Raw genomic sequence first — 12,248 nt, 5'->3', positions numbered from 1 at the left:
CTTGTACGATTGTGCAGGTGTGGGGCAATGCACATCGGGTAGCGAATCGCTAACCACCCATGGTAAGAAGCCTTACTTTCAACAGTGAGGCCGGGTCATGAGCAAGGTGCGGGTAGGGATTATTTTTGGTGGCCGTTCGGCTGAGCACGAGGTCTCGCTGCAATCGGCGCGCAACATTGTCGATGCCCTTGAACGCTCACGCTTCGAGCCGGTTTTGATCGGTATCGACAAGGCCGGTCACTGGCACCTTAATGACACCTCGAACTTCCTGCTCAACCAGGAAAACCCGGCGCTCATCGCCCTCAACCAGTCCAACCGTGAATTGGCCGTGGTGCCCGGCAAGGCCAGCCAGCAAGTGGTGGAAACCTCCGGGCAGGGCATGCTGGAACACATCGACGTGATCTTCCCGATTGTCCACGGCACCCTCGGCGAAGACGGCTGCCTGCAAGGTTTGCTGCGTATGGCCGACTTGCCCTTCGTCGGCTCCGACGTGCTCGGCTCGGCGGTGTGCATGGACAAAGACATCAGCAAGCGCTTGCTGCGCGACGCGGGTATTGCGGTCACGCCGTTCATCACCCTTACGCGAGCTAATGCGGCGCGCACCTCGTTTGAAACGGCCGCTGGCAAGCTCGGTGTGCCGATGTTCGTCAAGCCCGCCAACCAGGGTTCGTCGGTGGGGGTAAGCAAAGTCGGCAGCGAAGCCGAGTACCGCGCTGCCGTTGAACTGGCGTTGGGGTTTGATGAGAAGGTGTTGGTGGAGTCCGCCGTCCAGGGCCGTGAGATCGAATGCGCCGTGCTGGGCAATGACGAGCCCATCGCCAGCGGTTGTGGCGAGATCGTGGTGAGCAGTGGTTTCTATTCCTACGACAGCAAATACATCGATGGCCAGGCTGCTCAGGTGGTGGTGCCGGCGGCGATCAGTCACGAAGCCAGCGAACGGATTCGCAGCCTGGCCATTGAGGCGTTTGAAGTGTTGGGCTGCGCCGGGTTGGCGCGGGTGGATGTGTTCCTGACGCAGGACGGCGAAGTGCTGATCAACGAGATCAACTCACTGCCCGGTTTTACCCGCATCAGCATGTACCCCAAGCTGTGGCAGGCGGCGGGCATGAGCTATAGCGAGTTGGTGAGTCGGTTGATTGAGTTGGCGTTGGAGCGGCATGCGGGGCGCAAGGGCTTGAAGATCAACCGCCAGTGATTGGCCCGAAGCAGTAACGCGATCAGGCGTTACTGAGTACTTCGCGAAAAACGTCCGGCCTTATGGCCGCAATATGCAGTAGCGAACGTGCTGCTCCGGAAGGTGCGCGACGCCCTTGCTCCCATTCTTGAAGGGTTCTTACTGACACGCCCAGAAGCTCGGCAAATTTGGGTTGTGAGAGCCCTGTCTTGCTTCTTGCTTCGGCAGCCTGAGTGACCTCAACGTGCTGCACGGCACCGTAACGTCCCGCTTTGACATCCTGAATGGCTGTGAGTAGTTCTTCGCCTATATTGCGTTTGGCGTCACGTTCCTTCAGTTCTTTATCAGTGAGTGGCATGGTTCATTTCCTTTGCGATTTTGTACAGGATATGTGCCGGAATATTCTCCGTGGCGCTCTTGCCATAAATCAGTAGCGCGACGACTGCTCCGCACTCCAGTTGTGTGGTGTAGATGACCCGCACTGATCCACTTTTACCCCGGCCCTCCATGCTCCAGCGTATCTTTCGGCAACCTCCCGAGCGCGGAATGACATTTCCAGCATCAGGATGGCTGGCGAGAAACGCCATGAAGATACCTTTTTCATCTTCAGTCCAATAGTCAGGCCATTGCCTGCTGAAGAGAGGGGATTCTATGAGAGTGAACACGCGAAATTCTACGTCTTTGACGTAGCCTCTGGCAAGAAAGGGCGGGCCAGAAAATCGCAGGTGAGATGGGGCTGCTCAAGAAGGTTTTTATCGCAAAAGATGACATGGCACTTTGAGTTCTGGCGCTCCGCGTAGGATTTAAGGCGTAAGGGTGCAGGTCTTTTTTATAAGCCTGTACGGATAGATCAACGTCTTAGTCACCCAACGCCTCACCTTCACGCCGAGGGTCAGCACCGCCACTGAGCGTCACCTTGCCGTGGGCATCCCGTGTGCGCACGATGGCCTGCACGCCGCTGGTCATCTCGATCTCGCTCAGGGCGTGGCCCTTGTCCTTGAGCACCTGTTTCAGCGCCGGGCTGAACAGCCCAGCTTCCAACTCGGTAGCACCATTGCGACTGCCGAAGTTAGGCAGGCTGATGGCCGCCTGCGGGTCGAGCTTCCAGTCGAGCATGGCCACCAGGGATTTACTCACGTACTCGATGATCTGCGAGCCGCCGGGGGAGCCGACGGTAGCCAGCAGTTCGCCTGTCTTGCGGTCGAACACCAGGGTCGGCGCCATGGCCGAGCGTGGGCGTTTACCCGGTTGTACGCGGTTGGCCACAGGCTGGCCGTTTTCTGCGGGGATGAACGAGAAGTCGGTCATCTGGTTGTTGAGCAAAAAGCCCTGGACCATCACGTGAGAGCCGAATGCCGCTTCAACCGTGGTGGTCATCGACACGGCGCCGCCCTGGTCGTCCACCGCCACTACCTGTGAGGTGGAGATGCGCAGCGGCGAGCGGTCTGGTGCGTACGCCACCTGAATACCGGCGGGTTGGCCGGGCTTGGCGATGCCCATGCTGCGCTCGCCGATCAGCGTGGCGCGTTGTGCCAGGTAACCTGGCGCGACGAGGCCGGCGACCGGGACGGGGGTGAAGTCTGCATCGGCCACGTACAGCGCGCGGTCGGCAAAGGCCAGGCGCCCGGCTTCGGCGAGCAGGTGCACGGCCTCGGGTGTCGGCTCAAGCCCGGCCGGCGAAACACTCTTGACCTGTGTCATGGGGGCGATGGCCAGGCGTGGGTCGCGGGTTTCCAGCGCCTGCAATGTCCCCAGGATCTGCGCCACGGCAATCCCGCCCGAGGACGGCGGTGGCATGCCGCAGACCTTCCATTGTTTGTAGTCGGTGCACAGCGGTGCGCGCTGCTTGGCGGCGTAGCCCTTGAGGTCGGCCTGGGACAGGCTGCCGGCATTGCGATGGCCCTGTACCTTGCGTGCGATTTCATCGGCAATCGGGCCTTGGTATAGCGCATCCGGCCCTTCCTTGGCGATGCGCTTGAACACCGCGGCCAGTGCCGGGTTTTTCAATCGTGTACCCGTGGCTTTTGGCGAGCCGTCGGCATTCAGGAAGTACGCCGCCATGTCGGGTGATTGCGCGATAAAGCGGTCAGCGGCGATCAAGCTATGCAAGCGTGGGGAAATGGCAAAGCCTTGCTCCGACAGGCGAATCGCCGGCTCGAACAGCTTGGCCCATTGCAGGTGGCCGCTCTTTTTGTGCGCCATCTCCAGGGCGCGCAGTACGCCCGGCGTACCCACCGAGCGCCCGCCAATCTGCGCATCCGTGAACGCCATCGGCGTACCGTCGGCCTTCAGGAACAGACGCTCTGTCGCCCCGGCCGGTGCTGTTTCACGGCCGTCATAAGCCTGCACCTGTTGTCCATCCCACAGCATGATGAATGCACCGCCGCCGATGCCGGACGACTGCGGTTCCACCAGAGTCAATACCGCTTGCATGGCAATCGCCGCATCAATGGCTGAGCCGCCTTGACGCAGCATTTCACGCCCGGCTTCAGCGGCCAATGGGTTGGCGGCGGCGGCCATATGGCGCTCGGCGTGGCGGGTGCTCAGGTCGGTGCGATAGCCCGAACCCAGCTCTGGCGCCGGAGGCTGTTCGTTGACGGGCGTATGGCAGGCTGCGAGGGCCAGGGTTGCGGCGATGACTGTCAGGCTGCGGCAGGAAATCAAAAACACGCGCTGAACTCCGTTCATGTTGAGAAGGTGCTGTGGTCCTTGGGCTACTGCGTTTTTTACAGGTAAATTGTGCCTTGCATGTACAGCACGGCCTTGCCGGAAATAATCACCCGGTCACCCTGGAGTTCACAGCGCAACTGGCCCTTACGCTGGCCGCCTTGTTCGGCGCTCAATTGCGACTTGCCCAGGCGCTCGGCCCAGAACGGTGCCAGCGAGGTGTGCGCCGAGCCGGTAACCGGGTCTTCATTGACGCCCACATTCGGGCCGAACCAGCGCGAGACAAAATCAAACCGCGTGCTCTTGGCGGTCACCGCAATACCGCGTTTAGGCAGGCCTTTGAGTCGCGCAAAGTCCGGTGCGAGGGTCGCTACCTGCGCTTCATCTTCCACCAGCACAATATAGTCGTCGGTGCCAAACACCTCGGCGGTTTCAAGCCCCAGGGCACTCAACATGCCGTGGGGCGGCTCGCAGCGTTCGGGTTTCTTTGCCGGAAAATCCATCGCCAGCTCATCGCCGTTGCGCGTTACCCGCAACTCGCCGCTACGGGTGGCAAAGCGAAGAACCTGCGGGGCGTCCGCCAATTTGTGGATCAATACCCACGCGGCTGCCAACGTGGCATGGCCGCACAGGTCCACCTCAACTTCCGGCGTGAGCCAGCGCAACTCATAGAACTCGCCACGGGGTACAAAGAACGCGGTTTCCGAAAGATTATTCTCGGCCGCGATCTGCTGCAGTTGCTCGTCGGGCAGCCACTCGGTGAGCGGGCACACTGCTGCCGGGTTGCCGCCGAAGGGATGGTGGCTGAAAGCGTCGACTTGGTAGATGTCCAGTTGCATCGGGGGCACTCCGTGTTCAGGGGAGGCTGGACACTAACAGTGGGGTAGGGGGGCGTCAAAATACAGTTAGGGAGTTTTTTGCGCGCATAAAAAAACGGCCTACCTTTCGGTAAGCCGTTTTTAGTACTTGGTGGCTACACAGGGACTTGAACCCCGGACCCCAGCATTATGAATGCTATGCTCTAACCAACTGAGCTATGTAGCCAAGTGGCGCGCATTATTCGCTTGGAACGGCAATGCGTCAAGCGTTTTTGTTGAATTTTTTTCTACGCTTTCAACTGTTTAAGCCAAAGCCCTAGTTTTGGCGACGGGCGGTGACGAATGCGTTGTGGATGAGGGGAGTGGAAGCGCTTGGCGTCTTCGAAGGTTTACTCGCAGGCCATGTCCGACAGTGTTGGGCAGATATCCCTGTCGCCCAACACATGACTGGCTAACTCAACTTACCGATGCAGTGGGGTGTGGGTGACGCGCTTGAGCTGTTCGCGGGCCCGTGACAGGCGCGAGCGCACGGTGCCGATAGGAATGTCCAGTACGTCGGCGGTGTCCTGGTAACTGCCGTCGGTTTCCAGCGAGGCGTACAGTGTTCTGCGCATCTCGGTCGGCAAGTGGTCAATCGCACTCAGGGTATTTTCCAAGCGCCGGTTGACTTCGAACTCCCAGTCCAGGCTGTGGTTTTCTTCATGGCCATGCCACAGCGACTCGTCGAATTCGCAATGTGCTGGCTTGGCATACAGGCGCCGGAAGTGATTGCGGATCAGGTTCTGCGCGATGCCGCACATCCAGGTACTGAGTGTCGCGGTACCACTGAAACGTTCGCGATTGCGCCAGGCCTCCAGGTAAGTCAATTGCAAAAGATCATCCGCGTCTTCCGGGTTCAGGACCCGTTTGTGAATGAAACGGCGAAGTTTTTTCTGTTGATCGTCTGTCAGATGGAGCATGAATTGAGGCGAACTGCCACCAAGGTGAACGAGGGCTTCAATAGGGATATTCATGATTTTTCCTTAAGGTAGACGCAGTCGAAATAGTTTCGGCGGTTACCTCTTTTGCACTGCCTGTGCCAAAGGAGAATCATTGTGTAACCATATGATTTATATAAATAAATACGTTATGGTCGTGGTGGTTTTGTGCAGTAATTTGCAAAAGGCACCAGGGACCTGTGCGGGTTTTTTCATCTTGTTGGATGAGTGAGTTTCAGTGGAACCATCTGGGCGGGCCTGACCACATATGGACACTCTCTTCCTGTACTGGCCTGCCCATGAAAGTCGAATCTACCAACGAAGTGCCAATGACCCCGCGGGTGGAACTCCCCACCGCTAGCCCGGCCGCCAAACCTGAGCCAGGCCAAGGTGTCGATGATCTTTCTCTGCACTTCAGTCAGGAGGTGGAATCCAGCAGTCGTACGTTGGATAAGCGTGTAATTGACGTGCGTGTGCCTCCTGTCCAGGTGCTCGCGCAGCTCTATGAGCAGTTGGGGCATCCGGCCCAGGAAAGCTTTGCCGCGGTAGTACGTCGAATCAGGCAGAAATTACTCACGCAACCCAGCATCGATACATTGCTGGAGCTCACTGGCGGTGATCCGGCGCGCACCTTCGTGGTACTCAAGGCGGTGTGCGGGCAGGCCGAGGCCGACGTGCGCAACTCCGAAGCCGACCTGGCGCGGGATGCAATTGCCAAGCTGGAGATCCGCTTCAAAGGGGAGATCCAGGCGGGCCTGAATATTGCCATGGCCTTGCATAAGAAGAGTGGCGATCCAGAAGAGCTCCAGGCGCTGCGCGCGCTCTATTACGCCAGTGTGGTGACACGGCAATCCCTGGCGACCATGATGCACGCGCTGCTCGGCATCTACAGTGACGACCGTTTTGCACATGGGTTGAAAATGATGTCCAGCGCCCTGACGGCCGACATTGCCGCCCATGTGTCCTCCGTCCCTACGGCAATGTTGCGCACCTTGCTGACAGGACTGGGCAAATGTGGCGCATTGAGCGGGGTGTTATGCAGCTGTCGTGAGCTGATTCAGAACCTTGCAATCGAAATGCATGCGGTAAGCCTGCTGCGACGCATGCTGGGTTATGCAGACACCGGCATCGTGACAAATGAAGTCATGCGCCTGGCTGAAGATATGGGGGCCAGCACATCAAAACTCGTGTCTCTCAATGCGCTTTATAAGCTGTTTCAAAAGTTGCCCGAGGCCTTGTGGCCGGATAGCAAATCACGCCAAGAGGCGCTGCACAATTTTCTGCTGGTGATGGACGAGCTTGCTCGCCTCGAACGCATACGCCCTGGTTTTCCTAATTCGACTATCCTGGCGTGAGCGTGCTGTCCACCCTCAACGGTGTACTGCTCAAGGTGGCGCAGCGTGCCGAGGTCTTGGGCGCGGTGGTGATCATGGCCATTGTGTTCATTTTCATCGTGCCGCTGCCTACCTGGCTGGTGGACATTCTGATTGCGCTGAATATCTGTATTGCCTGCCTGCTGATCATGCTGGCGCTTTACTTGCCCGGGCCTTTGGCGTTCTCTTCCTTCCCGTCGATTTTGTTGCTGACCACCATGTTCCGCCTGGCGTTGTCGATCGCAACGACGCGCTTGATCCTGCTCGAACAGGACGCCGGCGATATCGTTGAGGCCTTCGGTAATTTCGTAGTGGGCGGCAACCTGGCTGTTGGGATGGTGATCTTTCTGATCCTGACTCTGGTCAACTTTCTGGTGATCACCAAGGGCTCTGAGCGGGTTGCCGAAGTGGCGGCGCGCTTCAGCCTGGACGCAATGCCGGGCAAGCAGATGTCCATCGACAGTGACTTGCGTGCCGGCTTGATTGACGGCGTGCAAGCGCGGGACAAGCGTGAGCAGTTGTCCCGCGAGAGTCAGCTGTTCGGGGCCATGGATGGTGCCATGAAATTCGTCAAGGGGGATGCCATCGCGGGGTTGATCATCGTTGTGGTCAACCTGTTGGGCGGCTTCTCCACAGGTATGTTCCAGCACGGCTTGAGCGCCGCCGATTCAATGGCGCTGTATTCGGTGCTGACGATTGGCGATGGTCTGATTGCGCAGATACCGGCGCTGTTGATCTCTCTCACCGCCGGCATGATCATTACCCGCGTGGCGCCGGAAGGGCGCAAGGGCATCACGAACATGGGCGCCGAGATCGCACGCCAGATGACCAGTGAGCCCAAGAGCTGGATGATCGCCTCGGTGGCCATGCTGGTGTTTGCGATCGTGCCTGGTATGCCGACCCTGGTGTTTATTCTGCTGGCGATGATGACCGGCGCCTTGGGTTATTACCTCGACCGTCGGCGCCGACGTGAAGCGCAGCCAGAAGCCGAAGCCGTCGAAGCCGTGCGGCCTGAAGAAAATGGCAAAGAGGATCTGCGCGGGTTTGATCCGTCCCGGCCCTATCTGCTGCAATTTCCCTCGGCTTTGCGCGGTACGCCTGAGGTGACCGATCTTATTCACGGAATCCGTCAGGTTCGAAACTCCCTGGTTGCCAATATTGGCCTGACGTTGCCGCCGTTTGAAGTCGAGATCGATGACTCGCTGGACGATGATGAAATGCGCTTCTGCGTCCATGAGGTACCCATGGTCAAGGCGTCGGTGGTCCAGCACGTTGCCGTGGAGCGCAGCGCCCTGACGGTTGAGCCTGAGCATGGCGTACCGGGATTGGCCGAGCGCAATGAACAGGATTGGCTCTGGCTGCCACCCGACGACCCACTGCTCAATGACACGCAGTTGGAGCGCTTCACGGCGACGAGCCTGATCGTCGACCGCATGAAGAAGGCGATGATGCTCAGCGGGCCGCAGTTCCTGGGGATTCAAGAGAGCAAGTCGATCCTCAGTTGGCTTGAGAACAACCAACCCGAGCTGGTGCAGGAACTGCAACGCATCATGCCGATCTCGCGCTTTTCGGCGGTGCTGCAACGCCTGGCCAGCGAAGGGGTTCCGCTGCGCGCCGTGAGGTTGATTGTCGAATCGCTGATCGAATACGGCCAGCACGAACGCGAGCCGGAAGCACTGGCTGACTATGCGCGCATTGCCCTCAAGTCGCAGATCTACCACCAGTACAGCGAGGCCGATGGGCTGCATGCCTGGCTGTTGTCACCGCATACCGAAAACATCCTGCGCGAGGCGCTGCGCCAGACCCAGACCGGGGTGTTCTTTGCCCTCGACGGCGATAATAGCGCTGCGCTGGTCAACCTGCTCAACCAGGCCTTCAGCGCACGGGCAAAAATAAAAAGTGTGTTGTTGGTGGCGCAGGATTTGCGCAGCCCCTTGCGCACCTTGTTGCTTGAGGAGTTCAACCATGTGCCGGTGTTGTCTTTCGCCGAGCTGGGGAGCACTTCCAAGGTCAAGGTGCTGGGGCGTTTTGACCTTGGCCAGGATGAGTTGATGCACGGGACATTGGCATGAACACAGCGCTACTTGCAGAGTACGGGGGGACGTACTGATGTTCGAACTCCGAGTGTTGGATGGTTTGCATCAAGGGGCCGCGCTGCCTCTGTTTGGTGAGCAGTGGAGCCTTGGCGCCAACGCGGACGCTGATCTCTTGCTGGATGATCCCGGTATCGCCGAGCACCACGCGCGCCTGCTATTGCTCGAAGGGCGCTGGTCGGTGCAGGCTGAAGCGGGGCTGCTGAAAAACGGCGATGGGCAAATGTTGGCGCAGATCGGCGATCTGGCACTCAACACGCCGTTTATGATTGGCCCCGTCAGCTTGTGTGTCTGCCCTGCCGATCATCCTTGGCGGCAGGCATCGGTGCTCAAGCCGCCCCGGCCGGCAACGGAGCCCTTGCCCCAGGCGCCATTGCCGCTGACGCTGTCTTCCATTCCCTTGTTGCAGCAAAAACGCTTGGTCAGCCTGGTTCTGCTATGCGCCGTGATCATCGCTGCGGTCGGCATTATCTTCAGCGGTGAGCGTGAGGCCCAGGCATCGCTGATGCCGGCGGTCATTCAGAAACCCGGGTTGGACTCACCCGTTGAGGTGCGTCAGCAACTCATGAAGATGCTCAACGAACGTGAATTGCTCCAGCGCGTCAGCTTGCAGATCGTCAATGGTCAGATTGCCCTCAATGGTGTTGTTTCCCAGGATGAAGTGGAACTGATTGCGCGCATGCTCGACCGTTTTGCCGAGCAATTCGACACTGTGGTGCCGGTGCTCAGTCGCGTACGGGTACGCGAAGGCAGGCTACCGTTCAAGATCTCGCAGATAGTGGGTGGCCCGAATGGCCACGTGGTGCTGGAGGAAGGAAGCCGCTTATTCGTGGGTGATGAAGTGGATGGCCTGCGCCTGGTTTTGATCGATAACAGCAAAGTGGTTTTTGACGGCGAGCAACGCTATGAGGTGGGCTGGTGAAGGGGTCGCTGCAGGAGCGTCTGGAGGCCTGGCAACTGAACCAGTCACAGGCGTTGAGCAGTTTCGCGCCGGTGACAATGCTCGGTCGTATCCAGCGCGTGAACGGCATGCTGCTGCAGTGCCGGTTGCCGCAGGCACGTATTGGTGACCTATGCAAAGTCGAAAAAGGGCCGGGCGACTACATGCTCGCCGAGATCATCGGGTTCGATCAGCGCGATGCGGTGCTCAGTGCCCTGGGCAACCTTGAAGGCGTGCGTGTAGGCGCCAGCGTCGAGCGGTTGGGGGTTCCGCATCAGGTCCGGGTCGGTGATGAGTTGTTGGGGCAGGTGCTGGATGGTTTTGGCCGCCCGATTGCGGGCGATGGTGTGAGCGCGTTCGTGGAAGCGGACACCCCTGGGGCGACCACAGTGTTATGCGAGGCGCCTCTTCCTACCGAACGGCCGCGGATCAACCGCGCACTGGCTACGGGGGTGCGCTCGATTGATGGCCTGATGACCCTGGGGGAGGGCCAGCGTGTCGGGCTGTTTGCCGGAGCCGGTTGTGGCAAGACCACCTTGTTGGCCGAAATCGCCCGTAACGTGGAGTGCGATGTGATCGTATTCGGTCTCATCGGGGAGCGGGGCCGGGAACTGCGCGAGTTTCTCGATCATGAACTGGATGAGCAGTTGCGTGCCAAGGCCGTGTTGGTGTGTGCAACCTCCGACCGCTCAAGCATGGAGCGCGCGCGTGCCGCGTTCACGGCAACTGCGCTGGCCGAAGGTTTCCGGCGCAAGGGCCAGCGGGTGCTGTTGCTGATCGACTCTCTGACCCGTTTTGCCAGGGCCCAACGTGAAATCGGCCTGGCTGCCGGTGAACCCTTGGGGCGCGGTGGTCTGCCGCCGTCGGTCTACAGTTTGCTGCCACGTCTGGTGGAGCGTGCCGGCTTGACCCGTGAAGGCGTGATCACGGCCATCTATACAGTGTTGATCGAACAGGACTCCATGAACGATCCGGTAGCGGATGAGGTGCGCTCTCTGCTCGACGGTCATATCGTCCTGTCGCGCAAGCTGGCCGAGCGCGGCCATTACCCGGCGGTCGATGTCCTGGCCAGCCTTTCGCGGATTCTAAGCAATGTTGCCGAGCCCGTGCATATCCGTGCCGGCACGGCGCTACGACGCTTGCTGTCGGCTTACCAGCAGATCGAGCTGATGCTCAAGTTGGGGGAGTATCAGCCCGGCAACGATGCACTCACCGACCTGGCTGTTGACAGTCGGCAGGCGGTAGATGGCTTTCTGCGCCAGGACTTGCGCGAACCTTCGCCGCTTGCCGCCACCATGGACCAATTGGCTGAGCTGACCGCCCATGTCCCATTCTGAAGTGTTACCGGCTGAAATCGATACCCTGCGACGTTTGCGCCGACACCGTGCAGACCGCGCCGAGCGTGCGCTGCGTGAGGCAAAAAGGGCGCAGCAAGCGCTGGTCGCGCATATCCGGGAGGCGCAGGAAATCCTCGAGCAAACCCGCCTGGAAGAGGCCCGGCAATGCGCGCAGCTGTTGAGTCAGCACCAGGGGCAGGTGGTGACGTTCAAGGCGCTGAAAAACTGGAGTGCCAAGGAGCGGCAATTATCGGCGGGTACCCGGCGTGAAGAAGGCCAATTGTTGCAACTCCAAGAGCAGCAGCAAGAGCGGGCTGCACGGGTCGGCCAGGCGCAGAAACACGTCACCTTGTGCTTGCGCCAGGTAGAAAAAATACAAGAGTTATCTGAGTTACTGAGGCAGGAGCCGATATGAAACAGGTTTCAGTTAGTCCGCCTGAACGTCAGCGTCCGCGCGAGTCTCGCGATGATCGTGCACCTGAATTCGGTGCCCTGGTGCCTTGGGAACAAGGGCGATTGTTCGCCCGGTTGTTTGACGATGGTGGCCAGGACAGCGGGGGGTATGGAGCGTCTCTGAACGGAATCAAAGCCTCGGGCGATGTCGCCATGATCGGGGCACTGACCGAGCAGTTGGCGCCGCGAATGCTCGTTGGTTCGCAATGGCCGTTGATGGCTGTTTTTCACCTGGGCCGCCTGGGGCGGATCAACGCCAGTATCCGCCGGGAGCAGGGGGGCTGGAATGTCGAGCTGCATGCAGAGCAAGACAATACGGTGCACTGGCTCAGTGGTGTACGCCAACAATGTGAGCAACGGTTGGCGCAGAGCCTGCGCCAGCCTGTCAGTTTGTATCTGGCAAAATCGACGTAGGC

General features: G+C 59.5%; 12 protein-coding genes and 1 tRNA gene. 7 read left to right on the top strand and 6 right to left on the bottom strand.

The genetic code is table 11. From position 1 onward, the window contains the following. Nucleotides 1-97: 97 nt before the first annotated feature. Entirely contained in the window at nt 98-1,195 is a 1,098-nt protein-coding gene (ddlA, locus tag GIV26_RS01305) for a D-alanine--D-alanine ligase (protein WP_236279338.1), read from the top strand. Nucleotides 1,196-1,217: 22 nt separating this feature from the next. Here ddlA and GIV26_RS01300 read toward each other — a convergent pair whose 3' ends face one another. The 6 genes from GIV26_RS01300 to GIV26_RS01275 form a co-directional block, all read right to left on the bottom strand. Beyond that, a complete protein-coding gene (locus GIV26_RS01300) occupies nt 1,218-1,532 on the bottom strand; it encodes a helix-turn-helix domain-containing protein (RefSeq protein WP_019817027.1) in 315 nt (104 codons plus the stop codon). Continuing rightward, nucleotides 1,519-1,839 (bottom strand): hypothetical protein, encoded by a 321-nt coding sequence (locus GIV26_RS01295; protein ID WP_019817026.1) that lies wholly within the window; start codon nt 1,837-1,839, stop codon nt 1,519-1,521. The genes GIV26_RS01300 and GIV26_RS01295 overlap by 14 nt, the downstream gene beginning before the upstream one ends. A gap of 193 nt (nt 1,840-2,032) precedes the next feature. Beyond that, the gene (gene ggt / locus GIV26_RS01290) at nt 2,033-3,862 is read right to left on the bottom strand and encodes a gamma-glutamyltransferase (RefSeq protein ID WP_236279337.1); all 1,830 of its coding nucleotides are present in this window, start codon (nt 3,860-3,862) and stop codon (nt 2,033-2,035) included. 38 nt (nt 3,863-3,900) lie between these two features. Continuing rightward, on the bottom strand, nt 3,901-4,680 hold the full coding sequence (locus GIV26_RS01285; protein WP_054921791.1) for a PhzF family phenazine biosynthesis protein: 780 nt from the start codon (nt 4,678-4,680) through the stop codon (nt 3,901-3,903). A gap of 128 nt (nt 4,681-4,808) precedes the next feature. After that, nucleotides 4,809-4,885 (bottom strand) — tRNA-Met (locus tag GIV26_RS01280). 235 nt (nt 4,886-5,120) lie between these two features. Beyond that, complete coding sequence (locus tag GIV26_RS01275) at nt 5,121-5,672, bottom strand: RNA polymerase sigma factor (RefSeq protein ID WP_034128106.1); 552 nt, start codon at nt 5,670-5,672, stop codon at nt 5,121-5,123. A 263-nt stretch (nt 5,673-5,935) separates the two neighbouring features. On the opposite strand from GIV26_RS01275, the gene GIV26_RS01270 reads away from it, so the two are divergent. Genes GIV26_RS01270 through GIV26_RS01245 form a run of 6 tightly spaced genes read left to right on the top strand, consistent with a single transcriptional unit; the run spans nt 5,936 to nt 12,246 of the window. Beyond that, nucleotides 5,936-6,991, top strand: a complete 1,056-nt coding sequence (locus tag GIV26_RS01270) for a TyeA family type III secretion system gatekeeper subunit (protein WP_054921795.1) — start codon at nt 5,936-5,938, stop codon at nt 6,989-6,991. Further along, nucleotides 6,988-9,081 (top strand): type III secretion system export apparatus subunit SctV, encoded by a 2,094-nt coding sequence (gene sctV, locus GIV26_RS01265; protein WP_072446975.1) that lies wholly within the window; start codon nt 6,988-6,990, stop codon nt 9,079-9,081. The genes GIV26_RS01270 and sctV overlap by 4 nt, the downstream gene beginning before the upstream one ends. Before the next feature lie 37 nt (nt 9,082-9,118). Further along, nucleotides 9,119-10,024, top strand: coding sequence for an FHA domain-containing protein (locus tag GIV26_RS01260; RefSeq protein ID WP_181125408.1), 906 nt, complete (start codon nt 9,119-9,121; stop codon nt 10,022-10,024). Continuing rightward, nucleotides 10,021-11,379: a FliI/YscN family ATPase gene (locus GIV26_RS01255; protein WP_034128102.1), complete on the top strand. Its 1,359-nt coding sequence runs from the start codon at nt 10,021-10,023 to the stop codon at nt 11,377-11,379. Before GIV26_RS01260 ends, GIV26_RS01255 begins: the two co-directional genes overlap by 4 nt. Beyond that, a complete protein-coding gene (gene sctO, locus GIV26_RS01250) occupies nt 11,366-11,794 on the top strand; it encodes a type III secretion system stalk subunit SctO (RefSeq protein ID WP_054921802.1) in 429 nt (142 codons plus the stop codon). The genes GIV26_RS01255 and sctO overlap by 14 nt, the downstream gene beginning before the upstream one ends. Continuing rightward, nucleotides 11,791-12,246: a type III secretion system HrpP C-terminal domain-containing protein gene (locus GIV26_RS01245; protein ID WP_054921804.1), complete on the top strand. Its 456-nt coding sequence runs from the start codon at nt 11,791-11,793 to the stop codon at nt 12,244-12,246. Before sctO ends, GIV26_RS01245 begins: the two co-directional genes overlap by 4 nt. Nucleotides 12,247-12,248 lie beyond the last annotated feature (2 nt).

Origin of the sequence: Pseudomonas sp. PA-1-3F, assembly GCF_021609665.1 — a bacterium.
Lineage (GTDB): Bacteria > Pseudomonadota > Gammaproteobacteria > Pseudomonadales > Pseudomonadaceae > Aquipseudomonas > Aquipseudomonas paracarnis.
Note: the sequence above shows the minus strand (reverse complement) of the source record. Positions and strands in the feature narration are given on the sequence as shown.